Consider the following 24,809-nt stretch of genomic DNA (forward strand, 5'->3'; position numbering starts at 1 on the left):
GATGACGACTTCCTTGAGATGATCTGCGCGGCACCTTGCAGGTTTAAGTGCGTCTCCAGGCTTTCCCGATTTCGAATGCTGGAACCGATTTGACCGGTAGCTGCCTTTACAGCGTCCGGGAGCTGGTGTTTATCGATCCTGACGCTTTAAAGCGATTGAATTGAGGGACGAGGCGCCATGAGCGATACAAAACAACCGAAGCTGCGGTCTGCGGCCTGGTTCGACAATCCGGACAACCCAGGCATGACCGCGCTCTATATCGAGCGCTATCTCAATTTCGGCATTACCCGGGAAGAGCTTCAATCCGGCAAACCGATCATCGGCATTGCCCAGACCGGCTCAGACCTGTCCCCATGCAATCGCCATCATCTCGAGTTGGCCAAGCGCATTCGCGAGGGCATCCGGGACGCGGGTGGTATCGCATTCGAATTTCCTGTTCATCCAATCCAGGAAACAGGCAAGCGGCCAACGGCAACGCTCGACCGGAACCTGGCCTATCTTGGCCTTGTCGAACTGCTCTACGGCTATCCTATCGACGGGGTCGTGCTGACAATCGGTTGCGACAAGACCACGCCTGCCTGCCTGATGGCAGCTGCGACCGTCAATATTCCCGCGATCGCGCTTTCCGTCGGACCAATGCTGAACGGCTGGCACAAGGGCGAGCGAACCGGATCAGGCACCATCGTCTGGAAAGCTCGCCAAATGCTGGCCGCAGGCGAAATCGACTATGAAGGCTTCATGGACCTCGTCGCTTCTTCGGCACCGTCTGTCGGCTACTGCAACACGATGGGAACCGCAACGACCATGAATTCTCTGGCCGAAGCCCTTGGCATGCAGCTGCCGGGCTCCGCGGCCATTCCCGCGCCCTACAGAGAGCGGGGAGCGATATCCTACGAAACCGGCAAGCGCATCGTCGACATGGTTCATGCCGACCAGAAGCCCTCCGACATCATGACCCGGGAAGCTTTTGAAAATGCGATTGTCATCAATTCAGCGATTGGTGGATCCACGAACGCGCCGATCCACCTTAACGGAATTGCCCGTCATCTCGGCGTCGAACTGACCAATGACGATTGGCAGGACATCGGCCACGATGTGCCGCTGCTGGTCAATCTTCAGCCTGCGGGCGAGTATCTGGGCGAAGACTATTTCCATGCAGGCGGTGTTCCTGCGGTTGTTGCTGAATTGATGCGCAACGGGAAACTGCCTCATCCGGGTGCTGTCACTGCAAACGGCCGGTCAATTGGTGAAAACTGCGAAGGCATCACCACGGATCTTCCGGATGTCATCAAACCGTTTGACAAACCGATGATGGAACACGCCGGTTTTCTCAATCTCAAAGGCAATCTCTTTGACAGCGCGATCATGAAGACCAGCGTGATCTCGGACGAGTTTCGGCAGCGGTACCTTTCAAATCCGGACGACCCTGAAGCTTTCGAGGGCCGAGCCATCGTCTTTGAAGGGCCGGAAGATTATCACGACAATATCGACAATCCGGATCTGAACATCGATGAGCATTGCATGCTGTTCATTCGCGGGACCGGTCCAATTGGTTACCCGGGCGGGGCGGAAGTGGTGAACATGCAGCCACCTGCCGCCCTCATCAAGCGCGGCATCACTTCTTTGCCCTGCATCGGAGATGGTCGCCAGTCAGGTACTTCCGGCTCTCCCTCCATCTTGAACGCCTCGCCAGAAGCGGCGGCTATGGGCGGGCTTGCGCTTCTGAAGACCGGCGACCAGGTGCGGATCGATTTGAAGAAGGGCACTGCCAATATTCTGATCTCCGATGAGGAGTTTGCACAGCGCAAGGCAGACCTGGAGGCTGCTGGTGGATTCAAAGTTGCGGAGAGCCAGACGCCCTGGCAAGAAATCCAGCGGTCCATGATCGGCCAGTTCGACAAGGGCATGGTGCTGGAACCCGCAGTGAAATACCAGGATGTGGCCCACACAAAGGGACTTCCGCGCGACAATCACTAGGTTGGCTGACAAAACCGGTGACGGCCCGGTTTAAGGATCCTGATGTCTCGGAAGCGTCAGTGCGAACAAACCAATTTTCGCACTTGACGATTACGTAAACGGCATGCTTCAAGAGGGCAACGACAGACAAGCGTCATAACCGAATGGGAGAAGACATATGTCCTTGGAACAGCTTACTGAAGGTGTCCGCGAGAAAGTTGCCAGTGGCGGCATCGAAGAAAGCGTGAAATTCGATCTCGGCGATGCAGGTGTCATCTTTCTGCAAGGCTCTGATGTCAGCAATGACGACGGCGAAGCAGACTGCACCATCAAGATGACCGCCGAAGATCTTGGCGAGCTTCTCTCCGGAGACCTGAACCCGACGGCTGCTTTCATGGGCGGCAAGATGCAGGTGGAAGGCGACATGAGCGTTGCGATGAAGCTGGGCAGCATCGTCTGAACATTCGTTCCGCGATCCATTGCGATAACAAGCCGGCGTCTTTGGGGCCGGCTTTTTTTGTTTGTCATTCTGCAAAACAAAAAACGGCGGCCCAGTGGGCCGCAGTCAAGTTTTTGTCCGGAGACATCTTTTTTATTGTGTGATGATCTCCGGCCCCATCAGCATGTAGGGCAGGAAGGTCGAGAGCGCCGGCACATAAGTGACCAGGACCAGGAACAGCAACAGAACCAGCACGAACGGTGCTGCGGCTTTCACTACCTGAACGAGGCTCATGCCCGTGATACCCGAGGTCACGAAGAGGTTCAGTCCGATCGGCGGTGTGATCATGCCGATCTCCATATTCACGACCATCAGGATGCCGAGATGGATCGGATCGACGCCCAGTTCCAGACCGATCGGAAACACCACCGGCGCCACGATCAGCAGCAGACCTGACGGTTCCATAAACTGGCCGCCGATCAGCAAGAGAACGTTGACCGCAATCAGGAAGGTGAACCAGTTGAAGCCGGCCTCGACCATCCAGTCGGTGATCACCTGCGGGATCTGTTCGGCTGTCAACGTGTGGGCAAACAGCAGGGCGTTGACGATAATGAACATCAGCATGATGGTCGTCTTCGCTGAGTCCGTGAGAACTTTCTTGGTATCCCTGTGGAACAGCGCCGGCAGGAACTTCAGGCCAATGATGCCAAGATTCCGCCCCCAGACCTTGCCGCCAACCGCATAGGTTCCCGGAAGCTCTGCGGCAGAGACACCACCACGCAGCAACGGATATCCAATCAGGGCTGCGACAAGCACGATTGCGCTGTCGATACCGAAAATTCCGCTGCGCTCCGTAACAAGTGCGGCAATTCCGGACCAGGTCAACATTGCGACGACCGCGTAAGTGATCGCCTTGAAGCCTGTAAGAGCCAGAGGACCGTCCTCATCTTCAATCCAGCCGATGCCGGAAAGCGGGCCCATATCGCGATAAACGAACAGGGCTATCAGGCAGGCATAGACCGCTGCCACGGCAGCCGCTTCGGTTGGCGTGAAGATGCCCAGATAAATGCCGCCGAGAATGATAACCATCAGGAACAGGCCAACCGCTGCTTCAGACAGCGCTCCCCAGATCTCCTTGAACCCGGGCCAGGGCTGCGCGGGCAAGTTCTTCACCCGAGCCATGACATAGATCGCGACCATCAGCATGAGGCCGGCGATGAGGCCCGGAATGACACCGGCCAGGAACATGCGGCCAACCGATACGTTTGTCGCTGCAGCATAGACAACCATCACGATGGACGGCGGAATGAGAATGCCCAGGGTACCTGCATTGGCGATAACGCCGGCTGCGAATTCCTTGGTGTAACCGGCCTGGCGCATACCCGCGATGGCAATGGTGCCAATGGCGACAACGGTTGCCGGGGAAGAGCCTGACAACGCCGCGAACAGCATGCAGGCAAACACACCGGCAATGGCGAGACCGCCCCTTATCGATCCGACTGTCGCGATCGAAAAGCGAATGATCCGCCGGGCAACGCCGCCGGTCGACATGAAGCTGGACGCCAGGATAAAGAACGGAATCGCGAGCAGCGTGAAGTTCTGCGAGGCGTTGAAGAGCTGCACCGCCACCGAACTCATGGAGTCGTGGCTGAACAGCGCGATATAGAGGACGGCCGACAGGCCGAGCGAGATGGCGATCGGAACACCCAGGAACAGAAAGCCGAAGACGAAAATAAAGAGAAATGCCGTTTCCATCGGGGCTTAGTCCTTCAGCACATCTTTGTTTTCAGCCACCAGTTCCTCCGCTTCGTGAGCGGCGATGATGGCGTCTTTTTTGCCGATGAGGATCAGCACGAAAGCCTGAGCTGCACGGAAAGCCAGCAGAACAAGGCCGATGGGCAGGATCACGTAAGGCATCCAACGGGGAACCCGCTCCTTCACGCCAAACCACTCCTGAATGAAGACCGGCCATTTCAGATCTTCCATGCCGATAGGCAACTTGTAGAATTTCGCGACATAGGCGTAGGCACCGCCCGTTGAGCCCTTGTTTTCCAAAGCAAGCATGCCGCCGAACCAGGTGGCATCGAACAACAGCACCGCATAGAGCACCGTCAGAGCCGCTCCCAGCAGCGCGGCCAGCCTGAAAAGCGGCCTCGGCAGAAGATTGATGACGGCATCAACGCCCAGATGAGCACCGATCTTGATGCCGTAGCTCATGCCGAACAGGATCAGCCAGGCGAACAACACGCGAGTAAGCTCAAGTGCACCTCCCCAACCGGAATTGAAACCGTATCGGGCTACCACCTGAGAAAAGGTAACGAGGGTCATCAACGCCAGGATGAAGGCGATGATATTTTCTTCCAAGGAATCGACAAACCGTCCGACGCGGGACATGCAGGCCTCCCCTACCGGAACGTACCCGTTCCAGTCTTGCGCCGCGTTGAGTGCGGCTTGTTTTTAAGGAAATTCAGAGCAGCAGGACGGGCCAGGCGTACCAGCCCGTCCTCCTCGGGATCGAGGTTTTAGCTTTGCTGGTTGGAAGCAACGGCCGCGTCAATGACGTCTTGACCGATGTCATCGCGGAACTTGTCCCAAACCGGCTTCATGGTCTTGACCCATTCGTCACGCTGTTCCGGGGTCAGTTCGCGGACAACACCACCGTTTTCGATGATTTTCTGCTTGTTCGCTTCGTTGATCTCGGTGGAACGCGCGTTGTACTCGTCGGAAACTTCGTTGAAGATCGTCACGAACTGATCGCGCACATCAGCGTCCAGGCTGTCCAGCCATTCCTGGGAAGTGACGGCCAGGTAGGTCAGCAGCTGGTGGTTGGTTTCCGTTGTGCCGTCCTGAACTTCAAAGAACTTCTTGGTGTAGATGTTGGACCAGGTGTTTTCCTGACCATCAACAACGCCAGTCTGCAACGCGCCATAGACTTCCTTGAAGGCCAGCTTCTGAGCGTTAGCACCCATGGCTTCAATCATGGCAACGGCCACGTCAGACGTCTGTACGCGGAACTTCAGGCCTTTCGCATCGCTCGGCACCAGAAGCGGCTTGTTGGCGGAGAACTGCTTCAGGCCGTTGAAGACGTAGCCGAGACCAACGAAACCGTAGTCGGACATGGCACCCAGAAGTTCCTGACCTTTTTCACCTTTTGTGAAGGTGGTGACCGCTTCCATGTTGGTGAACAGGAACGGCAGGTCGAACAGGCGGTACTTCAGTGTATAGGACTCGAACTTGGACAGCGACGGTGCGGCCAGCTGGACATCTCCCAGCAGCAGCGCTTCCATCACCTTGTTGTCGTCGAACAGCTGCGAGGACGGGAATACCTGCATGCAGGCCTTGCCATCCATTTCCGTGTTGATGCGGTTGGCAAGTGCGTTTGCCATTTCACCTTTCGGGTGACCCTGGGCCGAAACAACGTGGCTGAACTTGATGACAACTTCGCCGTCACCACATTCATCAGCAGCGTATGCTGCGGACGACATGGCAAAAGAAGCCGCAGTGGCGGCGGCGATTACAAACTTTTTCATCTGATGTCCTCCCAGACATTTCAAATATGGCGGCCGATTATATGGCCGGACAGCGCGAGGCTGGTCGCGAGCTTAATCGCAAAGTGCGTGCCAACTGCCCTATACATGTTCAAAATGGCTGATTTTTGCCGTTTTTTCGAGAGTCATCAAAACGAGTAGCCAGCAACTGGGAAACAGATGGGTCGGCTCCGACACATGGGAAGCTCAGAATGTGTCGAACTCGACACATTCCCGCCCGCTTGGAGCCACTATTGCCAGAGACCACCACTCCCGGCATCGTGTTGTGTGGGCGTCAAGAGGCGCTCCAGCTTGTCCGGGTTTCTGATCACATAGATCTGGTCAACAATTCCGTCGCTGGTGTAGCCAAGCGTCATTGCGGTGACGATCCGGTCGCCTTCAAGTTGGGCCAGACCGCGGACACCATTGATCTCCAATTCGATCATCCGGTCCCGATCCCAGAGACGGCTGATTGCCCTTGTGATGAAGTTGACGACTTCGACACCTTCAATGACGCGGCTGATGGAAGGCGCCTTGCCACCACTGTCCGCCCGCAGCTGGACAGATTCGGTCAAGAGCCCTGCGAGGCTGTCTGTCGACCCGGTCTCGATCGCCTTCAGGAACGCCTTCAGGAAAGTATCCTGCTGCTCGGCCGTCGGTATGGATCTGGTGGATTGGGACCGAACAAACCTTGCAGCTCGCGAAACAAGTTGCCTGCAAGCCGGTTCGGACATTTCCAGTGTTTCGGCGACTTCGGCATAGGATTTTCCGAAGACTTCCCTGAGCAGGTACGCCGCCCGCTCCTTCGGCGTCAATCGCTCAAGCAATAACAAGAAAGCTGTCGTCAGGGACTCCGCACGTTCAAGATCGGCTTCGGGGTCTGTGCCCGTCTCAGTCTGCAGCGGCTCGGGAATCCACGGGCCGACATAGTCGACCCGTTTTCTGTGAGCGGCTTTGAGGAAATCCAGACATCGATTGGTACAAACCGTGGTCAGGAACGCATCCGGATTGGAGACCTTTGCCTGGTCCGTACCCTGCCATTTGACAAATGTGTCCTGGACGGCATCTTCCGCATCCGCCATGGAACCGAGCATGCGATACGCAAGTCCCAACAGACGCGGGCGAGACGTTTCGAACTTTTCGCTGTCTGAAATTCCGGTCATACCAACTCCAACGCCGTTAGTGATTTGAGACCTGCATCCGGTTCCAGAGATTGATCATGGCAATTGCAGATGTGAGCGCACTAATCTGAGCATCACTGTAGTGCTGCCGCAACTCGACGCGCAGCGTCTCATAGTCGGTTGCCGGATCGAGACTGGTCAGGGCTTCTGTCCAGGCGAACGCTGCTTTTTCTGCTGCGGTGTAATCCCCAACGTGGCGCCAAACCGTAATGCGCTGCAGACGCTTGTCGGTTTCACCGTCCCTCAGCGCTTCCTCGGTGTGCATTTTGACGCAATAGGCGCACTGATTGATTTGCGATGCACGTAACTCGATCAGATGTCGCAGTTTCGGCTCCAGTTCCGTATTGCCGATTTCACCGCTTGCCGCCTCGAAGCGCTTCAGAACGGTTGGAACATATTCCAGGTAGTTGATTGCATTCGGACTTGTCATAGTGTCATCCATTGGAGGTTTGAGTGACTTACACCCCAATGACGATCGGTGCGCCTTGCTTGTGACACGCGCTGCAGATTTTTATGCAGATTCGACCGCTTCTTCCTTGCCCAAGCCGTATTTTCGCATTTTCTCGTACAAGGCCTTGCGGGAAAGTCCGAGATTCTCATAGGTCGGCTTGATGGCACCGCCATTACGCTTCAGCTCCGCGGCTATCAAGGCGCGTTCATAGGAGGCGACCTGGTCGAACAAGCTGGCTCCAGGTGCGGATTGAAGTTCCGGCTGTTGCTCCAGCCCGAGCACGAAGCGGTCGGCCACATTGCGCAACTCCCGTACGTTTCCCGGCCACTCACGCGCCATCAGATCGGCCAGGTAGGCGTCGCTGATATCCGGAATTTCCCGCCGGTAACGGGCCCTGGCTTCAACGGCGAGATGCTGGAAAAGGAGAGGAATATCCTCCAATCGATCCCGAAGAGGCGGGATTGCAACATTGACCACATTGAGCCGATAGAAAAGATCCAGACGGAAACGCCCTTCCTTGCCGGCTGCTTCGAGATCTTCCTTAGTGGCCGCGATAAAGCGCACGTCCAGCTCGATATGCTTGTTTGACCCGAGCCGTTCAATGGTTCTGGTTTCGATCACGCGCAGCAGCTTGACCTGAAGTTCCAGCGGCATGGACTCGATCTCATCCAGAAAGACCGTGCCACCGTGGGCATGTTCCAGTTTGCCGATCCTCTGGCCACTGGCCCCGGTAAAAGCGCCCTTTTCGTGTCCGAACAGTTCAGATTCGATGATTTCGGCCGGAAGCGCGCCGCAGTTGAGCGCGACAAACGGATTGTCCTTGCGTGGCCCTTCGTCATGCAGAGCTCTTGCGACAACTTCCTTGCCGGACCCGGTTTCACCCAGGATCAGCACGTCCGCATCGGTGCTTGCAAGGGCGGTGACATTCCGGCGCAACAGATCCATGGCAGCCGTCCGTCCAACCAGACGGCTTTCCAGTCCGGTCCTGTCTGCGAGTTCCTCGCGCAGCTTGCGGTTTTCCAGAACCAGCCGGCGCTTATCCAGCGCTCTTTCCACCACAGACGCCAGATGCGCAACGGAAAACGGTTTTTCCAGAAAGTCATAGGCCCCGGCGCGCATGGCCTCGACCGCAAGCGGGACATCGCCATGCCCGGTAATAAGCACGACGGGAAGTGCGGGGTCGATTTCAAAGGCTTTTTTCATCACCTGGAAGCCATCGGTCCCCGGCATGCGGATATCCGTGACCAGAACGCCGTAAAAGTCGCGATTGATGCGCTCCAACGCTTCTTCATGCTGACCGGTGGCAAATACGTCCTGTCCGGTGAGTTCCAGCCCCTGGCTCAACGAACCTCTGAGCGCTTCCTCGTCATCAATCAACAGGACGGTTGCCTGATCCATCTACGGGTTCCCTATTCCGCCGCCAACACTCGCTCGTCCACCACCGGCAGGCGCATGGTGAAGACAGCTCCACCGCTTTCCCGATTAGCCGCTTTCAGCGTTCCGGAAAAGTCATGGACGATCTTATAGGCAATCGACAAGCCGAGCCCCAGCCCCGCGCCGACATCCTTGGTCGTGAAAAACGGATCGAAAATCTGGGGCAACACGTCCTCATCGATTCCTGAGCCATTGTCACTCACCGTCAGCACCGCTTCACCGTTTTCGCGCTGAAGGGTGAGTGTTACTTCAGGATTGGTCCGGCCATTGACTGCGTCCACAGCGTTGGACAGCAGATTGATGACAACCTGCTCAAGTCGAATGCGGCCACCCTTGACGATGATATCGGTGGAAGGCAGGTCGAGCCGCAGACTGACCTCGTTCTGCTTGATCTGAGGTTGCAGCAGCAACATGGCTTCATCGATAACCTGGCGCAGGGAGACCGGCTTGATGTCGGTGCCCGATTTTCGCGTGAACCCTTTAAGGGTCTTGGCGATTTCCGCCATGCGCTTCACCATGCCGCCAATGCGGGTAAGGTTTCCCTTCGCTTCTTCCGCCCTGCCGCGGTCAATCAGCATTTCGGCAATTTCAGCGTCTGAGCGGATCGCCGCGAGCGGCTGATTGTATTCGTGACTGAGAGCTGCGGACATGCGACCCAGCGTTGCCAGTTTCGCCGCCTGGACAAGTTCGGCCTGGGTCAGGCGCAAATTGGCTTCGGCCTGTTCACGTTCACGGACCTCCTGTTCGAGCAGCGCATTGGCGTGGCGCAGCTCGGCCGTCCGGCTTTGAACCCGCCGTTCCAGTCGCAATGCGGCAGCTCGCCTGCGCCGCTCCTCGCGAACAAATTGCTCACGCCTTGTGATGAGGAACCAGATACCACCGGCCGCAATCACACAAATCAAAAGCGCGATCAGCATCGCCCATCCGGATTGATGACGCGCGTCTTCAATGTCGACCAGCGTCCTGACCTCCCAGCCCAGAACCGGCAGGTTCGAGGTCAGTTGCATGTAGTTCTTGGTAGAGCCGGTCTTGGGAAGCAACAGATTGATACGCCCGACAAACGAGAGGTCAGCGATATTGACGCCCGGGTGCAACTGTTCTGCCGTCTTGCCGCGCCAAGCCGGTATGTTGGTCACGACAACCCTGCCGGCTCCGTCGAACGCCATGATGGGATCTTTGCTGAGAGCCCAGGCCTGTTCCACATCTTCAAGACTGACCCTGACCGCAAGAACACCCAGGAAATTCTCACCTGAGCGAAGCGGCGAGGCAAAAACGTAGTTGGAGGGCATCTCCGGCGTTCCCGGGATCAGTTCGCGGCCGAGCTGTCCCTGCCTTGCCTGATCAAAGGCCTGCGGGATCTTGTCTGCGCCACCAATCGCCCCGGAGGGAACCGGATCCTGGCTTGAAACGATGACCTTTCCGGCCGAATCCATCAGCCAGATCTCTTCTGCTCCGGACATGCCAGCCGCGATTGCGGCAATGCCCGGCTCAGTCGGACCGTTGTTCAGATGAAGCATCTGGGCAATGTCCGGCCCCCTTGCAAGCAATGGGGACAGCAGGCGGAACTTGTCCAGCAGCCGTTCCAGAACTGCGGTTTGCACCGCAAGGTTCGCTTCTGCTCTGGTTTCGGATTCAGCCAGCGTGAGACGCAGGCTTGTCAGACCCGTCAACAGCAGAACCACCAGCGCGGCGGCAATCGTCGCGGTGCCGATACTCATCTTCAGTTTGCGCCAGGCGTGGCGCTCGGGTCTGCGTGTCATCCTGCCAGTATAATCAAGCTTGAGCATCCGTGAAGATGACCCAAGGACGGAGAAAAAACGGGCACCGACACCTAGACCTGGAGTTCAGCTGCATTTGGCAGAACGGGACTGCGTTGTCTCCGGTCGATGGCGACACTCTTGATCAGCACGGTAACCGTCTTGCCGGTGAACAGATCCAGGTCGGCGACCGATGCGCGCGTGATACGCGCCCTGATAACCTGCTCACCAACAGAACACAGGATTTCAGCATAAGGCCCGCTCTCCTCGGAGATGCTTTTGATCTTGGCCTCAAATGCATTCCGGATCGAAAGGCCTTCCGGTGGGATCGATGCCAGAGACACATCGCGTGCACGGATACGCAGCCTGACATGATCTCCAGCCCGGGCGGCCATATCCGGGATCTGAAGGACCGCACCGCCAATTTCAACGAAGGTGAGCCCCCAGACATCATCGACCTGGGTGACCGTGCCCTCGATCAGGGCGCCGGCTTCATGCCGACCGGTGGCCCTGCCCAGGTCCGTTCGGGCGAGCATCTCGGCAACCGGGCCAAATGCGGGAGTCTGGCCCTCGGACAGGATCACAAGTGTGTTTGAAAGACGCGCGACCTCTTCGATGGAATGGCTGACATAGAGGATCGGAATTCCGGCCTCGACACAGAGGCGGTCTAGATAGGGCAGGATATCATTGCGCCGGGCCTGATCGAGATTGGCAAGAGGCTCGTCCATGATGAGCAGGTTCGGATCGGACAGCAAAGCCCGCCCGATGGCGACTCGCTGCTTTTCACCACCAGACAGGGTCTCCGGTTTCCGATCAAGCAGGGCATTCAATCCGAGCAGATCGACAACTTCGTTGAAATCTCTCGTCCCCTGCCTGCGTCCGGCCCAGCGCGCATAGGTCAGGTTGGCCTTGACACTGAGATGCGGAAAAAGCCGGGCGTCCTGAAAGACATGCCCAATGCGTCTCGCCTGAACCGGCAGGTCTATGGACTTCGCCGAGTCAAAGAGGCTCGTTCCATTGAGCCTGATGTGCCCGGATGACGGCCTGACAAGCCCGGCAATCATGTTGGTCAGTGTCGTCTTGCCGGACCCTGACTGGCCGAACAGCGATGTCACCCCGCCATCGCTGGTGAAACGGGCCTGAAGGTCGAGCTGGCCGACATTGCCTGTGATGTCGACGTCAAGCATTGCCACCTCCAAGCCGGGCCCGCAGGCGGCGCGCGAGCATTTCCGAGGCAATAAGTGCTGCGAAGGCAACAAAGGCAGCGATCAACGTCAGTCTGAAAGCAGCAAGGTCACCGCTTGGAGTTTGAGTGGCCGTATAGAGCGCCAGCGCAAGCGTGCGGGTCTCGCCGGGAATATTTGATACGAAGGTGATCGTTGCACCGAACTCCCCCATCGCCTTGGCAAAGCCCAGGATTGCGCCGCCGAGGATGCCGGGCAGCGCCAGCGGAAGCGTGACGGTCAAAAAGGCAACTATTCGGTGGGCACCCAGCGACTTTGCGGCTTCCTCAAGTTTTGGATTGACCGCTTCGAAGGACAGGCGGATGGGACGAACCATCAAAGGAAAGGACATGACACCCGCCGCGAGTGCTGCACCGGTCCAGTTGAACGCAAAACTGATGCCGAAAACATCGTCCAGAAATGAACCGACCGGCCCCTTCCGACCAAATGTGAGAAGCAGAACATAACCGGTGACGACGGGCGGCAGAACCAGAGGCAAATGAACGAGAGCGTTGACGAAGCCGTGTCCCGGAAACCGATAGCGCGCCAACACAAAGGCCGTCAGAACCGCAAGCGGAAGAGCAACGGCGAGTGCGGCAGCGGCGACCCTCAGGGTCAGCAGCAAAGCTTGCCACTCGGCAGGTTGAAGGTCGAAAAAATCCACGTGCGCCCGGTCAGTTGTTGCAAATGCCGCCGGTCGCCAGCGGCCTAATTCATCTTATCGGTTAAAAACCCCAGCGAGTGCAAGATTTCTCGTGCCTGAGGTTGTTGAAGGAACTCAAGAAAAGGCTCGGCGGCCGGATGTGACCCGTCCACGGTCAAGGCGGCGAGATACTCGATTTTGGGATGTGCCGATGCCGGAAATTCGGCAAGTGTCGCTACCGCCGGTTCGATTACGGCATCCGTCTGATAGACAAGGCCCAGCGGCGTATCTCCGCGCGCAACCGAGGCCAGAACAATCCTGACATTTTCCATGGGCGCCAGACGGGTTTCAACGATTTGCCAGAGACCCAGGCTTTCCAGAGCGGCCTTTCCATAGCGGCCTGCCGGCACGGTATCGGGATCGGCAATCGCCATCCTGCCGTCATTGAGCGCAGTTTCCAGGTCACCTGCATCCAGACCGACTTTCGGTCCGTCCGCCGTGCCTATCAAAACCAATGCATTTGAGGCTATCGGGCGAACCGTGTCAGCCTGAACGGCGTCCTGCTCCACCACGTAGTCCATCCAGTCCACATCCGCGGAAACAAAAAGGTCCGCAGGAGCTCCCGCTTCCACCTGGCGCGCCAAGGTGCCGGTACCGGCGAAAGAAAAGACCACCCTGTTTCCAGTCTCTTCTTCGAAAACCGTGCCGATCCGTTCCATCGCTTCGCGCATGCTGGCAGCTGCAAAAACCGTCAGGGGCGGCTGCGCGGCCGCAGGCAGCAGAAACGCCACCGACAAAACCCAGAAAAGAAAAAGACGGCGAAACATCAGGTCCTCGGATATCGAAATTCGACCCTGTAGCTAGGCCATGTGCAGGTTGCGATCAATAGCATGTGCCGTTCAGTTCATCCTGTCCTGCCGGATCATGTCGGAACCCTTTTCGGCAATCATAACGGTCGGCGCATTGGTATTGCCGGAGGTGATTGTGGGCATGACCGAAGCGTCGATCACCCGAATATTGCCAAAGCCGCGCAGCCGTAATCGTTCATCGACAACCGATGCCTCATCGGTTCCCATGCGGCAGGTGCTGACCGGATGAAAGATCGTTGTTCCGATGTCACCTGCGGCTTTCACCAGCTCGTCCTCGCTGGTGAGGTCGGGCCCGGGCAAATACTCTTCGGGCTGATACGGCTTCATGGCAGGTGCCAACATGATCTTCCGGGTCAGACGGATCGCGTCCGCTGCCACTCTTCTGTCGGCTGCAGCTGACAGATATTTCGGCAGAATTTCTGGCTGATCCGACTTTCTCGGCGAGGTGATGTGGACATGTCCGCGGCTTTCAGGCCGAAGGTTACAGACACTTGCTGTCATTGCCGGGAAGGAATGCAGCGGTTCACCGAATTTCGACAGCGACAATGGCTGCACGTGGTATTCCACGTTGGCCGTCTCAAAGGAAGGATCCGTCTTGGCGAATACGCCCAATTGACTGGGAGCCATCGCCATCGGACCGGATCGCTTGAACAGATATTCCAGCCCGATCTTTGCCTTGCCAAGCCAGGAGTTCGCCATCACGTTCATCGTCATGGCGTTCTGCACCTTGAACACTGGCCTGAGCTGAAGGTGATCCTGCAGGTTCTCACCGACGCTCCGCATCTCGTGACGTGCTTCAATGCCGGCCTTTTTCAGGACCTCCGGGTTGCCGATACCGGAGAGTTCCAGCAATTGCGGAGACCCGATCGCCCCGGCAGCCAGTATCAGCTCACCTTCCACGCTTAGCTTTGCCGGTTCCCCGGCAATGTCGAGCTTGAGACCAGAGGCCGTACCGTTGTCGAACTCAATGCGTTCGACATGCGCCTCGGTGACGACCTTCAGGTTTGGCCGGTTGCGGGCAGGGCGCAAAAACGCCTTGGCGCCATTCCATCGCAGACCGGATTTCTGGGTCACCTGAAAATAGGCCGAGCCGAAATTGTCACCGCCGTTGAAATCCTTCGTCTTGGGGATGCCCAGCTGCTCGCAAGCATCCCGGAAAGCGTCCAGCAATTCCCAGGAGATGCGCTGTTCTTCCACCCGGAGATTGCCGCCCTGGCCGTGCAGCTCGTTGTCCCAGGCATAGTGATCTTCAGACTTGCGGAAGTAGGGCAGGACATCTTCCCATCCCCAGCCCGCCAGGCCCAGTTGCCGCCAGTGATCAAAATCCCAGGCCTGGCCGCGCATATAGATCATGCCGTTGATGGACGAACACCCGCCCAGAACCTTGCCACGCGGATAAATCAGCTCACGCCCGTTCAAGCCGGGATCTGCGGTGGTCTTGAACCCCCAGTCCACGCGCGGATTGCCGATGCAATGCAGGTAGCCGACAGGGATGTGGATCCAGATGTAGTCGTCCTTTTTCCCCGCCTCCAGCAGAAGCACCTTCACATTCGGATCTTCGGACAAACGGTTTGCCAGTACACAGCCGGCGGTACCGGCGCCGACAATCACATAGTCCCAGGCACCCAGGTCTTGCATGATTCCTCCCAACACTTTTTGCGATGGAGGCACGGAGAACACGCCGGGTCAAGCTGTCCACTTGGAGAACCTATCCTGATTGGTCAACCTTCAGTTTCCGCCGCACAAGCCTCGTTGATTGTCGTATGTAACGTATTCACGAACGACGCTGAGAGGCAGACAGAGAGCATCATGACAATCGAACTGGTTTCCCGGATCCCCAGTCCTGAGATTTACCTGCAACTGCGTACAGAAGGCGGTTTGAGTTCATATGCCATGGAAGCTGCTGAAACCGGACTGAAGAACAGCCTCTATTCCGTCATGGTCTTTGCCGGTAAGAAGCCGGTGGGCATGGGCCGTCTCGTGGGGGACGGCGGTTGTTTTGTCCAAGTCACTGACATCGTTGTGCTCCCGGATTACCAGGGGCAGGGCCTTGGCAAACGAATCATGGCCGCCCTGACCGACTACATCGAAACAAGATTGCCTCCGACGGCCTATGTGAGCTTGATCGCAGATGTGCCTGCCAACCGACTTTACAAACAATTCGGGTTCAAGGAAACCGCGCCGCGCTCTGTCGGAATGTCCCGCCGCGCCCGTTGAGCAAAAAAATCCGCCCCGCTCGCAAATCGGGTCGCCCCTGAAAGAGCCCATGATTATGGTCGCCTCAGATGAGTTGAGGAGCCAGACCCATGTTTCAGATCCACCCGCTTTCTGCAGCCGACTTTACTAACCTGAACGGCCTGTCCGACGACGCTCTGGCGGAAAAGAATGTCCAGGTACACATTTCAGATGGCGGCTTTCCCTGCCGTGTTTCGCTGGCGGATGCAGCCGAAGGCGAAAGGGTTTTCCTGCTCAACTTCGAGCATCAACCCGGCGACACGCCTTATCGCTCCAGGCATGCGATCTTCGTCAAGGAAGGTGCGGTGGAAAGTCATCCGGAAGCAGGTTCGATCCCGGACTCGATTTCAAGCCGGCTTCTTTCCGTGCGCGCATTTGATGCCGAACACGAGATGATCGATGCAGACGTTACTGATGGCTCGGAAGTCTCAGATCTGATCTCGACCTTCTTCGCCAACCCGAACGTCGATTACATTCATCTTCATTATGCCCGCCGTGGATGTTTTGCCGCAAAAGTGACCCGCGTCGCGGCGTAGTCTGATCCTGACATTTCCGAACGCTGAATGGAGGCTGCTTCGATTGAAGCGCCTCCTTTTCTTTTACCGGTTCATGTACGGTTTGAGGCAAACCTGGCAGCAAAATGAAGCTCTTGTCCTGACCGGTGCCTGAAATTTCGGTAAACTGGTTCTTACCTTTGCGATCAGCATTTGTGACCGTCGCCAGAAAAGGAACTCATTTTCCGGAACAAACTCTGAATAGAACGACAGAAATCTTCTACCCAAGGGAGACACGCGCCATGCCAACCGTTGCCAACCGCCGCGCCACCTTCAAGGCGCTTCACGAGAAAGGCCGGGCTTTCCTGATGCCCAATCCCTTTGATATCGGGACTGCGCGCATTCTGGATGGGCTGCGCTTTGACGCCCTTGCAACGTCCAGCGCGGGATATGCGTGGACGCGGGGCGTTCAGGATGCCGAAGGGCTGATCACGAGAGAAGATGCTCTCTCGCATGCCGAGGAAATCATCAGCGCGTCCGCCCTGCCGGTGAATGGTGACCTTGAGAACGGCTTTGGTGACAGTCCCGACGATGTCGTGGAGACGGTGAAGGGAGCCATCGAGGTCGGGCTTGCCGGTTGCTCCATCGAGGACTACACCACAGATCCGCAGTTTCCGTATTACTCCCTGGATCTTGCCGTTGAGCGGATCAAGGCGGCAGTCGACGTCAAGAACAGGCTCGCGCCCGATTTTGTGCTGACGGCCCGGAGCGAAGGGCCCGTCCAGACGCAATATGAACTGGAAGAAACCATCAAGCGCCTGAACGCGTTTGTCGAGGTCGGCGCCGATTGCGTTTATGCGCCGCAGCTGAAGGACAAGGAGCAGATCGCCACCGTCCTTGCCGCCGTGAAGGCGCCTTTGAACATCCTTGCCGGGCGCAAAAACTTTCACATGACCCGCAAGGAACTCGGCGACATGGGCGTTTCGCGCGTGTCGATCGGAGCCGGTCTTGCACGCATCGCGTTCGGGTCGTTCATCGCCGCCGCAGAAGACATGAAGGACGGCGGATCGTTCGGATGCTTCGACCGGGCAATGGGCACCGCCGATTTCGAATCCTTCATGCAAGCCCGGCCCTGATCCGGCCAAGTCGTAGAGGCATCTGAACGATGCCTGACTGCATGGCACAATCATGAGCGAGGTTCTGCAGGCCTCGCTCAATTTGTGACATTGTCCTGAAGCCGAAGGTCCTGGGACTTGCTGGCAGCACGGATTATCCGGTTGCCCAGTAGGTCAGAACGACGGGCAGGGTTACGAGCGTCAGGATTGTCGAAATGAAGATGAACCCGGCAACACCATGGGCTTCATCCGGCTGATGCTGCGAGACGGCCAGATAGGTTGCGACGGATGGTGGCATGAAGCACATCAGCACGACGATGCTTTCGATCTTGCTGTCCAGCGTCAGGACCTGCGTCAGAACCAGCGCCGCAACCGCGGAAATCCCAATGTGGAGAATGGACAGGATAAACGCTCTGGACAATGCGCCGAGTTTCAGGGTTTCCAGGCTGACACCCAAAGTCAGCAGCATGATGGGGATAGCCAGTCCCGACATGATTTCCAGGCTTTGATCGACCGGTCCTGGAAATCTCCAACCGGTTGACATCATGACGAGTGCAATAATCACCGAGTAGATCACTGGCTGGCGAGCCAGAGCCGCAAAGTTCGGCTTTCCCATCGGGATCGCGATCCCGATCGTGAAGATGCCGACCAACACGACGACTATGAAGCCGATGGCAACGGCTGTTCCTTCAGGACCGAAGGCCAGCGTTGCCACCGGAAGACCAATGTTGCCGACATTGGACAGCATCATTGACGACCAATACGCCTTGATGGAGACCCCAAGCAGCTTGAGGACCACGAATCCCAGCACGGCAAAAACCAGGACCATTCCGGCCGCAGCCGCCAAAACCGTGAGAAATGTGCCGAGTTGAACATGTTCCTTTGCCAGGTGCGCCAGGATGAGCGTCGGATATCCCACATTGGCGACCAGACTGCCCAACATCTTGGTGTCGAAAGGTGCCTTGACGAGAGCCAGCATATAACCGAGCAGCACGCAGAGCAGCACAGGCAGCATGACATTGACGACGTGACCGAATATGACTTCCAAATCTGCCCCCAGATCTAATTCATTCGACTAATCAAGCATTCCCGGCCCTCATCCCGTTGCCCAGAAAGTCAGGACAGGCGGCAGCGTCACCAGAGTAAGAGCCGTTGAAACAAGAATGAAGCCGATTGTGACAGAGGCGCCATCCGGCATGAGGGCAAATATCGCGACCTGCAGACCGACGCTGCCCACATTCACAGGCATCATCGGCCCCAAATAAGCCCTGACCGGAACACCCGGAAGCTTCAGCACCAGATACCCGACGACCGCGAACACGACTATCAGACCGAGAGTAGCAAGCAGCTCAACATTGGCGACATGTTCGACGGTGCCCGCCACCGATAGGTCCCTCCAGCCTGGTTTCTTCTCGTGCAAACGTTAGAGGTGCCCGGCGGTGAAAATCAACCTTCTCGTGCAAACCGGAATTCGGCTCATTCGGGACGCTCGCCAACATAGGCCGCTCTTGGGCGGATCTTTTCGTGTGCCGCATATTGCTCCAGAGCGTGAGCAATCCAGCCTGTCATCCGGCCTGCACAGAAGATGGTCTTGCCTGAATCCTTCGGCAGACCATAGGTTTTCTGGATCGCCGCAAGGGCAAAATCAACATTGGGTGGCAAACCGAAAAGATTATCGGCTGCCTTGATCAGAACCGGCAAGCGCTCCACGAAGGGGTGGCCTGCTTCCGTTCGCAGCAGGATATCAAGCAGACAGTCGGCGCGCGGATCCCGTTCCTGATATATCAAATGTCCGAAACCGGGCAGAGACTCGCCTCGCCCGAGCCGGTCCGCGAGCACCATTTCGATATCCGAATCCGGGGTGATTTCCGCCAGCCAGGCCGTTGCCCGATCAGACGCAGCGCCATGCCGTGGACCGGTGAAAGCGCCCAGACCTGATATCAGCGCCGCATGCAGCGGCGCCCGTGTCGACGCCGCACAGCGCGCGGCAAAGGCACTGGTGTTGAGTTCGTGGTCGGCACAAAGCACAAGAGCTGCCCGAATGAGGTTCTTCGCCGAGGCGGACACTCCATAGGCATTGGCAATTTGCGTATGGATCGGGGTTGCGACGGGTTCCTGATCCAGAAGCGCGGCGATGGAATAGCGAAGCAGCGCTGCTCCCTTGAGCTGCAAGAGCCTTGGCGCCAGCGTATATGCCGCGCGGTCCTGCAACGGCCAGGCAGCCAGTGCCATCATCAACCGGTCGAGCGGGGCCAGTCCTGCCGGCAACTCCGGGGGGCCTTCAGGAACATTTTTCGCAAATGGATCGTCGCCGGAATCCCAAAGCAGGGTCGCAACTGTTTCCAGAGTTGATGTCGCTGCAAGGTCGGTTGCCAGCCGGCCGCGATAAACCGGCCCGTTTTCGGCAATGAGCGTCAGCTCGGTTTCCAGAACCGGGTCACCGGTCAAGGGACGCGAACCCGTCTGGTCCTCCGATGCCTTCCGGCCCTTCAGACGACGCACATCCGCAGCATCGTAACGGCGCTTCTTTCCCGGACCGGCGACCGAAGCAATCAGTCCCCGGCTGACATAAGCATAGAGGGTTGCCGGTTGAACCCCGAGTTCAGCGGCGGCCTCCCGGGCGGAAAGATAGATTGGCGTGCTCATATATTGATTTTAGTTATCAACATTGATCAATGCAATTCCTTCTCTCTATCTGGCGCAAACCGAAGAAGGAGATGACCATGACCGAAGCGCCAAATCCTGCCCACATGACCCAGGATCCGATTGCCGGCCTTGAAGGTGTTGTTGCCGCGACAACCTCGCTCAGCGATGTCGACGGCCAGAACGGCATATTGATCCTGCGCGGCAAGAAGATCGAGGACCTGGCCGGGCTCGTTTCCTTTGAAGAAGCTGTCATGCATCTTTGGCAGGATTTGGACGTTGCCAAGGTATCGTCGATGGTTGCCGCCTTCGGCCAGGCGCGACTTGCTGCGTTTGAAGTGGTTCCTCTGCTGGAAGCAGCCCCGCCAACGCTTTCCGTTTATGAGCGCATGCAGCTCGGCCTTGCCGCTCTTCCCTTGAGCGAAGCCTTGCCGGCTCCGATTGCAATCAGCGGCGCCCTGCCGGTGTTTCTGGCGGCTTCCCACCGGATCGCGCACGGAAAAGAGCCGATCGCACCGGATGAAACCCTTGGCTGCGCAAAGGATCTGCTGCGCATGCTTACCGGAGAAGTCCCTCCGAAAACCCATGCCGATGCGCTCAATCGTTATCTGGTGACCATTCTGGACCACGGCCTGAACGCATCCACTTTCACCGCGCGCGTCATCGGCTCGACGCAGGCAGATATGCGGCAGGCCATTCTCGGTGCCATGGGCGCGTTGAGCGGTCCCTTGCATGGTGGTGCGCCGGGACCGGTTCTGGACATGATCGACGCCATCGGCGCACCCGAAAATGCCGAAGACTGGATCACTGCTACGCTTGCGCGCAAGGAACGCCTCATGGGCTTTGGTCACCGGATTTACAGGACACGCGATCCGCGCGCGGATGTGCTGAAATCCGGATTGCGCCAACTCGGTCAGGAGAACCCGAAGGTCAAACTTGCCGAAGACATCGAACGTGAAGCACTTGCAGCGTTGAAGAAGGCAAAACCGGACCGGACTCTCGACACGAATGTCGAGTTCTACACAGCGGTGCTTCTGGATGCGATCGGCATCGACCGATCACTCTTCACTCCGCTGTTTGCTACCGGTCGTACGCCGGGCTGGTGCGGGCACGTTCTGGAACAGCAGCAAAACGGCAAGCTAATTCGCCCGGCATCGCAATATGTCGGGCCGATGCCGGAGTAAATCACTCCCGGACACAACAAGCTGTTTCCGCAAAAGGAAAGAGCCATCTCACGACCAATCGCGAGATGGCTCAAAATCTATCGTCTTTGACTGCTATTGGCACGATGCCGGCCGAAGACGTGATGCCGCGGGCTCAAAAGGCCCGGTGCTGACCGGTTCAGCCGGCCATTTCTGCTTCGCGGACGGCCAGTTCGATTTCGTCAACAAGACCGGGATCCAGTTCCAACCGCGCTGCAAGCATTTGCAGATAGGCTTTTTCAGCCGGGTGATCCGGATCGATGGCAAGACGCGAGGCTGCATAGATTTCGGCAGCCGTTTCGGAACAGGTTGCAAAAGCGACGACCTTGTCGAGATCCAGTGGCGCGCGCAGCTCGTCCATCAGGAAGGCCTTTGCTTCACTGTCGAGACCGGCCTCATCGATTTTCTCGAAGATCCGATCCTGTTCTTCGCGGTCGATGTGACCGTCGGCCTTGGCCGCGGCGATCATCGCCGTCAGCAGCGCAACGGCAAACTGGTTTTCACCGCCCGGTTGCTGGGCCGGATCGAAGGCGGTCCCGCGCGGAGCCTCGAGCGGGATCGGCTCATCTTGCGGATATTGCGGCCGCGGCGCGTTCTGCTGATTGGCCTTGTGGCCCTGGTAGGCCTTGTAGGCAAGGCCGGCGACCAGCGCCAGACCACCATAGGTCACGGCTTTCTTGCCCATCTTGCGCCCTGTCTTGGTGCCGAGCATCAGCCCGGCAAGGCTGCCGAGCGCCAGACCACCACCTTGTGAGGACAGAAAATCCTTGCCTTGTGACAGCAGATCACCGGATCCGCCCCGTGCTGCGGCAGCACCGCCGCGACCACTTTGTTGATTGCCGGACTGACCACCCAGGAACTGGTCCAGCAAGGATTTTGCGTCAAACATCAATTGGCTCCCTAAAACAACCCGGAGAAGGTCAAATCACACTTGCTCTATCAAATGGGAATTTCTGCAAGCTGCGCAAGTTTGGGTTACATTTGAATACAGTTTTCCGATTCAGATCGGTTCTTCTTATCCTACGTCCAACGCCACTTCAGGAACCGTGATTTGCCGAAGTTCGCTCTCATGCTCGTTGCTGCGGCCACAAGTCTTTGCTTCGCGTCTCCGGCTCAGGCGTTTCTCTCCGGCGAAGATCCGGACAGCTATTTCGTGGTGGAGGAACCAAATCTTCAGGCTGCGTATCTGGAGGCCCTTGTCGCGGCGGGCGAAAGTTCCACCGGGAAGCTGCATGCCTTTCGCATTGACGCCCTTGGCGACCAGACCTCGTCAGACACAGATACTCCTTCAACTCATAGTCTAACCGTGCACGCAGTACAGGATCGCGGACTGCCGCGCGGCACAGAATATCCGACATTTGTGTTCACCTCCGACCGCGTTTCCGAAACTCCCGCCCTGATCTACAAGACCCACGCCGGGACCCGCCTTTTCGTTGCAGACCCTCCGAAGGGAGAAGACGTGTGCCTGCTATCAGCCGAAAAAGGCTGGTCGGATGTCTGTCTGGTAGATAGCAAAGGAAACCCAGCTCCGGATTTGCCCGGGTTGAGGGACGACTTCTGGTCCGACTTGATGAAGGTGTTCGGTCTCTAACCGCCTGACGGAGCGGGATGGCGCATCGGTATCAGCTTAATGGCGAATGCAACGATCTGCGCCGTGACCAGCCAGGCCAGCCGTCGATATCGATACAAATCTGCTGGTCATTGAAATTCCGAAGAAATTGAACGCTTCGGATCGATGTCAGCAAAAGGCGCTATTTCAAAGGCAACAGATTGTCGTCTTTCAGGGTTTCCATGGCAATCGATGATCGCACGTGATGAACCGCTTCCTGAGGCAGCAGTTCGTCGTTGATGATGTGACTGAGCGCCTTGAGGTCGGGCACCACGATTTTCAGCATGTAGTCAACGTCGCCGGTCAGCGTGTGGGCCTCCTGGACCTCCGGCATCGCAGTTACCATGTTACGGAACTTGCGCGCATTTTCCTTGCTGTGCGCGCCAAGTGTCACGCCGACGAAGGCGGTCACCATAAGGCCCAGCGCTTCCGGGTTCAGCGCGGCCTTGTATCGGCGGATGACACCTGCCTCTTCCAATTTCTGGCGGCGGCGAGAGACCTGGCTGGCAGACAGGTTGATGATGTCGCCAAGCTCTGAATTGGTCAGAGCTGCATCGTCCTGCAATGCGGCAAGCAGTTTCACGTCATAGCCATCCAGTGCAACAGTCATGCGTCTTTCTCATCTTCTCTGCACATTATGTGTATAAGATTACGCGAAAACACGTGGATTGCACACACCCTGCGCATCATCCCCGGCATTCTGTCTCCAATGAATGTCAATTCAAAGGAGGATCAGCCATGGGACCGTTTCCGCACGACGCGCCCCCTGCCCGGATAACACAACAAAATCCGGCGGGGACCGATGGCTTCGAGTTTGTCGAATTTGCCCATCCGGAACCGAAAAAGCTGGACGTGCTGTTCCGCAAGATGGGGTTTGAACCTGTCGCAAAGCACAGGTCCAAAAACATCACGCTCTACCGCCAGGGCGACGTAACCTATGTGCTGAACGCGGAAGCCGGCAGCCATGGCATGAAGTTCGTCGACGTCCACGGCCCATGCGCACCGGCCATGGCCTGGCGCGTGGTCGATGCCCAGAAGGCCTACGAATATGCCGTTGCCCGGGGTGCTACGCCCTATGAAGGCAACGACAAGACCCTTGATGTACCGGCGATCGTCGGCATTGGCGGTTCACTGCTCTATTTTGTCGACACCTATGGTGAAAAGGGGGCCGCCTACTCGGACGAGTTCAACTGGTTGGGCGACCCTGATCCCAAGCCGGAAGGCGTCGGTTTCTACTATCTCGACCACCTGACTCACAACGTCTATCGCGGCAACATGGACAAGTGGTGGGATTTCTATCGGGATCTGTTCAATTTCAAGCAGATCCACTTCTTCGATATCGATGGCCGGATTACCGGTCTTGTCAGCCGGGCAATCACGAGCCCTTGCGGCAAGATCCGCATTCCGCTGAACGAGTCCAAGGACGACACCAGCCAGATCGAGGAATATCTGAAGAAGTACAACGGCGAGGGCATCCAGCACATTGCCGTGGGCACGGACGACATTTACGCCAGCACCGACAAGCTGGCGGCAAACGAACTGAAGTTCATGCCGGGCCCGCCTGAAACCTATTATGAAATGTCCCATAAACGAGTGAACGGACACGACGAGCCGATCGACCGCATGAAACGTCACGGCATCCTGATCGACGGCGAAGGGGTGGTCGACGGTGGCATGACCAAGATCCTGCTGCAAATCTTTTCAAAGACCGTCATCGGACCAATCTTCTTCGAGTTCATCCAAAGAAAGGGCGACGAAGGTTTCGGTGAAGGAAACTTCCGGGCGCTGTTTGAATCGATCGAGGAAGATCAGATCCGACGTGGTGTGATCAAGCCTGAAGCAGCCGAATAATCCCGGCAAACCAGATCTCGAAGAGGCCGTGTTCCGCGACCGGAAGACGGCCTCTTCTTTGTTTTTTCGGTGGGTCGTGCACTTTTTTTCAAAAAAGATTCAAAAAGTGATCCGCCGTAAGTTATTGAAAAAGCTTGAGTTGCCTTCCACTCACCTCAAAAACTGTGTCCTGGCGACCAC

General features: G+C 57.3%; 24 protein-coding genes. 8 read left to right on the forward strand and 16 right to left on the reverse strand.

Annotated features, from left to right (window positions below; all coding sequences use genetic code 11):
* Positions 1–177: 177 nt before the first annotated feature.
* Together ABLO27_RS22980 and ABLO27_RS22985 are read left to right on the forward strand one after the other, a co-directional pair.
* Positions 178–1,977: an IlvD/Edd family dehydratase gene (locus ABLO27_RS22980; protein WP_353036111.1), complete on the forward strand. Its 1,800-nt coding sequence runs from the start codon at positions 178–180 to the stop codon at positions 1,975–1,977.
* 157 nt (positions 1,978–2,134) lie between these two features.
* Positions 2,135–2,416 (forward strand): SCP2 sterol-binding domain-containing protein, encoded by a 282-nt coding sequence (locus ABLO27_RS22985; protein WP_353036113.1) that lies wholly within the window; start codon positions 2,135–2,137, stop codon positions 2,414–2,416.
* 132 nt (positions 2,417–2,548) lie between these two features.
* On the opposite strand, the gene ABLO27_RS22990 is transcribed toward ABLO27_RS22985, so the two are convergent.
* The 11 genes from ABLO27_RS22990 to ABLO27_RS23040 form a co-directional block, all read right to left on the reverse strand.
* Positions 2,549–4,150, reverse strand: a complete 1,602-nt coding sequence (locus ABLO27_RS22990) for a TRAP transporter large permease (RefSeq protein WP_353036115.1) — start codon at positions 4,148–4,150, stop codon at positions 2,549–2,551.
* Positions 4,151–4,156: 6 nt separating this feature from the next.
* Entirely contained in the window at positions 4,157–4,789 is a 633-nt protein-coding gene (locus tag ABLO27_RS22995; RefSeq protein ID WP_352949702.1) for a TRAP transporter small permease, read from the reverse strand.
* Positions 4,790–4,917: 128 nt separating this feature from the next.
* Complete coding sequence (locus tag ABLO27_RS23000; RefSeq protein ID WP_353036117.1) at positions 4,918–5,925, reverse strand: DctP family TRAP transporter solute-binding subunit; 1,008 nt, start codon at positions 5,923–5,925, stop codon at positions 4,918–4,920.
* A gap of 248 nt (positions 5,926–6,173) precedes the next feature.
* A complete protein-coding gene (gene sigJ, locus ABLO27_RS23005) occupies positions 6,174–7,085 on the reverse strand; it encodes an RNA polymerase sigma factor SigJ (RefSeq protein ID WP_353036119.1) in 912 nt (303 codons plus the stop codon).
* Between the two features lie 16 nt (positions 7,086–7,101).
* Entirely contained in the window at positions 7,102–7,533 is a 432-nt protein-coding gene (locus tag ABLO27_RS23010) for a carboxymuconolactone decarboxylase family protein (RefSeq protein WP_353036121.1), read from the reverse strand.
* Between the two features lie 81 nt (positions 7,534–7,614).
* Entirely contained in the window at positions 7,615–8,952 is a 1,338-nt protein-coding gene (locus tag ABLO27_RS23015; RefSeq protein WP_353036123.1) for a sigma-54-dependent transcriptional regulator, read from the reverse strand.
* A gap of 11 nt (positions 8,953–8,963) precedes the next feature.
* Complete coding sequence (locus ABLO27_RS23020) at positions 8,964–10,775, reverse strand: sensor histidine kinase (RefSeq protein WP_353036125.1); 1,812 nt, start codon at positions 10,773–10,775, stop codon at positions 8,964–8,966.
* A gap of 44 nt (positions 10,776–10,819) precedes the next feature.
* Positions 10,820–11,938, reverse strand: a complete 1,119-nt coding sequence (gene modC, locus ABLO27_RS23025; protein ID WP_353036127.1) for a molybdenum ABC transporter ATP-binding protein — start codon at positions 11,936–11,938, stop codon at positions 10,820–10,822.
* On the reverse strand, positions 11,925–12,632 hold the full coding sequence (modB, locus tag ABLO27_RS23030) for a molybdate ABC transporter permease subunit (protein ID WP_353036129.1): 708 nt from the start codon (positions 12,630–12,632) through the stop codon (positions 11,925–11,927). The genes modC and modB overlap by 14 nt, the downstream gene beginning before the upstream one ends.
* A 44-nt stretch (positions 12,633–12,676) precedes the next feature.
* Complete coding sequence (modA, locus tag ABLO27_RS23035; protein WP_353036131.1) at positions 12,677–13,438, reverse strand: molybdate ABC transporter substrate-binding protein; 762 nt, start codon at positions 13,436–13,438, stop codon at positions 12,677–12,679.
* Positions 13,439–13,510: 72 nt separating this feature from the next.
* Positions 13,511–15,118: a GMC family oxidoreductase gene (locus ABLO27_RS23040; protein WP_353036133.1), complete on the reverse strand. Its 1,608-nt coding sequence runs from the start codon at positions 15,116–15,118 to the stop codon at positions 13,511–13,513.
* 171 nt (positions 15,119–15,289) lie between these two features.
* Between ABLO27_RS23040 and ABLO27_RS23045 the strand changes: the two genes are divergently transcribed.
* From ABLO27_RS23045 to ABLO27_RS23055, 3 genes are all read left to right on the forward strand, one after another.
* Positions 15,290–15,697 (forward strand): GNAT family N-acetyltransferase, encoded by a 408-nt coding sequence (locus tag ABLO27_RS23045; protein ID WP_353036135.1) that lies wholly within the window; start codon positions 15,290–15,292, stop codon positions 15,695–15,697.
* Positions 15,698–15,786: 89 nt separating this feature from the next.
* Entirely contained in the window at positions 15,787–16,251 is a 465-nt protein-coding gene (locus tag ABLO27_RS23050; RefSeq protein WP_353036137.1) for a DUF1203 domain-containing protein, read from the forward strand.
* A gap of 260 nt (positions 16,252–16,511) precedes the next feature.
* A complete protein-coding gene (locus tag ABLO27_RS23055; protein ID WP_353036139.1) occupies positions 16,512–17,345 on the forward strand; it encodes an isocitrate lyase/PEP mutase family protein in 834 nt (277 codons plus the stop codon).
* Positions 17,346–17,478: 133 nt separating this feature from the next.
* On the opposite strand, the gene ABLO27_RS23060 is transcribed toward ABLO27_RS23055, so the two are convergent.
* The 3 genes from ABLO27_RS23060 to ABLO27_RS23070 all read right to left on the reverse strand — a co-directional run bounded on the left by ABLO27_RS23060 (position 17,479) and on the right by ABLO27_RS23070 (position 19,970).
* Positions 17,479–18,372, reverse strand: a complete 894-nt coding sequence (locus ABLO27_RS23060; RefSeq protein WP_353036141.1) for an AEC family transporter — start codon at positions 18,370–18,372, stop codon at positions 17,479–17,481.
* Positions 18,373–18,420: 48 nt separating this feature from the next.
* Entirely contained in the window at positions 18,421–18,708 is a 288-nt protein-coding gene (locus tag ABLO27_RS23065; protein ID WP_353036143.1) for a hypothetical protein, read from the reverse strand.
* A gap of 92 nt (positions 18,709–18,800) precedes the next feature.
* A complete protein-coding gene (locus ABLO27_RS23070) occupies positions 18,801–19,970 on the reverse strand; it encodes a citrate/2-methylcitrate synthase (RefSeq protein WP_353036145.1) in 1,170 nt (389 codons plus the stop codon).
* A gap of 77 nt (positions 19,971–20,047) precedes the next feature.
* On the opposite strand from ABLO27_RS23070, the gene ABLO27_RS23075 reads away from it, so the two are divergent.
* Complete coding sequence (locus ABLO27_RS23075; RefSeq protein ID WP_353036147.1) at positions 20,048–21,151, forward strand: citrate synthase/methylcitrate synthase; 1,104 nt, start codon at positions 20,048–20,050, stop codon at positions 21,149–21,151.
* Positions 21,152–21,308: 157 nt separating this feature from the next.
* Here the strand turns inward: ABLO27_RS23075 and ABLO27_RS23080 are convergent, their stop codons facing one another.
* Complete coding sequence (locus ABLO27_RS23080; RefSeq protein WP_353036149.1) at positions 21,309–22,058, reverse strand: tellurite resistance TerB family protein; 750 nt, start codon at positions 22,056–22,058, stop codon at positions 21,309–21,311.
* A 162-nt stretch (positions 22,059–22,220) separates the two neighbouring features.
* Between ABLO27_RS23080 and ABLO27_RS23085 the strand changes: the two genes are divergently transcribed.
* A complete protein-coding gene (locus ABLO27_RS23085; RefSeq protein ID WP_353036151.1) occupies positions 22,221–22,760 on the forward strand; it encodes a hypothetical protein in 540 nt (179 codons plus the stop codon).
* Between the two features lie 160 nt (positions 22,761–22,920).
* Here the strand turns inward: ABLO27_RS23085 and ABLO27_RS23090 are convergent, their stop codons facing one another.
* On the reverse strand, positions 22,921–23,388 hold the full coding sequence (locus tag ABLO27_RS23090; protein WP_353036153.1) for an Lrp/AsnC family transcriptional regulator: 468 nt from the start codon (positions 23,386–23,388) through the stop codon (positions 22,921–22,923).
* A 128-nt stretch (positions 23,389–23,516) separates the two neighbouring features.
* Between ABLO27_RS23090 and hppD the strand changes: the two genes are divergently transcribed.
* Positions 23,517–24,629 carry a 4-hydroxyphenylpyruvate dioxygenase gene (hppD, locus tag ABLO27_RS23095; protein WP_353036154.1) on the forward strand — a complete coding sequence of 371 codons (1,113 nt, stop codon included), beginning with the start codon at positions 23,517–23,519 and terminating at the stop codon, positions 24,627–24,629.
* Positions 24,630–24,809: the final 180 nt, after the last annotated feature.

This window comes from Roseibium sp. SCP15, assembly GCF_040329435.1.
Lineage (GTDB): Bacteria > Pseudomonadota > Alphaproteobacteria > Rhizobiales > Stappiaceae > Roseibium.

Excerpts from the sequence above, each read along its gene's own strand:
- ABLO27_RS22990 (WP_353036115.1), bottom strand. The coding sequence starts at position 4,150 with ATGGAAACGGCATTTCTCTTTATTTTCGTCTTCGGCTTTCTGTTCCTG.
- ABLO27_RS23090 (WP_353036153.1), bottom strand. The coding sequence starts at position 23,388 with ATGACTGTTGCACTGGATGGCTATGACGTGAAACTGCTTGCCGCATTG.
- ABLO27_RS23080 (WP_353036149.1), bottom strand. The coding sequence starts at position 22,058 with ATGTTTGACGCAAAATCCTTGCTGGACCAGTTCCTGGGTGGTCAGTCC.
- ABLO27_RS22985 (WP_353036113.1), top strand. The coding sequence starts at position 2,135 with ATGTCCTTGGAACAGCTTACTGAAGGTGTCCGCGAGAAAGTTGCCAGT.
- ABLO27_RS22980 (WP_353036111.1), top strand. The coding sequence starts at position 178 with ATGAGCGATACAAAACAACCGAAGCTGCGGTCTGCGGCCTGGTTCGAC.
- ABLO27_RS23050 (WP_353036137.1), top strand. The coding sequence starts at position 15,787 with ATGTTTCAGATCCACCCGCTTTCTGCAGCCGACTTTACTAACCTGAAC.
- hppD (WP_353036154.1), top strand. The coding sequence starts at position 23,517 with ATGGGACCGTTTCCGCACGACGCGCCCCCTGCCCGGATAACACAACAA.
- ABLO27_RS23055 (WP_353036139.1), top strand. The coding sequence starts at position 16,512 with ATGCCAACCGTTGCCAACCGCCGCGCCACCTTCAAGGCGCTTCACGAG.
- sigJ (WP_353036119.1), bottom strand. The coding sequence starts at position 7,085 with ATGACCGGAATTTCAGACAGCGAAAAGTTCGAAACGTCTCGCCCGCGT.
- ABLO27_RS23045 (WP_353036135.1), top strand. The coding sequence starts at position 15,290 with ATGACAATCGAACTGGTTTCCCGGATCCCCAGTCCTGAGATTTACCTG.
- ABLO27_RS23070 (WP_353036145.1), bottom strand. The coding sequence starts at position 19,970 with ATGAGCACGCCAATCTATCTTTCCGCCCGGGAGGCCGCCGCTGAACTC.
- ABLO27_RS22995 (WP_352949702.1), bottom strand. The coding sequence starts at position 4,789 with ATGTCCCGCGTCGGACGGTTTGTCGATTCCTTGGAAGAAAATATCATC.
- ABLO27_RS23000 (WP_353036117.1), bottom strand. The coding sequence starts at position 5,925 with ATGAAAAAGTTTGTAATCGCCGCCGCCACTGCGGCTTCTTTTGCCATG.
- ABLO27_RS23010 (WP_353036121.1), bottom strand. The coding sequence starts at position 7,533 with ATGACAAGTCCGAATGCAATCAACTACCTGGAATATGTTCCAACCGTT.
- modA (WP_353036131.1), bottom strand. The coding sequence starts at position 13,438 with ATGTTTCGCCGTCTTTTTCTTTTCTGGGTTTTGTCGGTGGCGTTTCTG.
- ABLO27_RS23040 (WP_353036133.1), bottom strand. The coding sequence starts at position 15,118 with ATGCAAGACCTGGGTGCCTGGGACTATGTGATTGTCGGCGCCGGTACC.
- ABLO27_RS23075 (WP_353036147.1), top strand. The coding sequence starts at position 20,048 with ATGACCGAAGCGCCAAATCCTGCCCACATGACCCAGGATCCGATTGCC.
- ABLO27_RS23015 (WP_353036123.1), bottom strand. The coding sequence starts at position 8,952 with ATGGATCAGGCAACCGTCCTGTTGATTGATGACGAGGAAGCGCTCAGA.
- ABLO27_RS23020 (WP_353036125.1), bottom strand. The coding sequence starts at position 10,775 with ATGCTCAAGCTTGATTATACTGGCAGGATGACACGCAGACCCGAGCGC.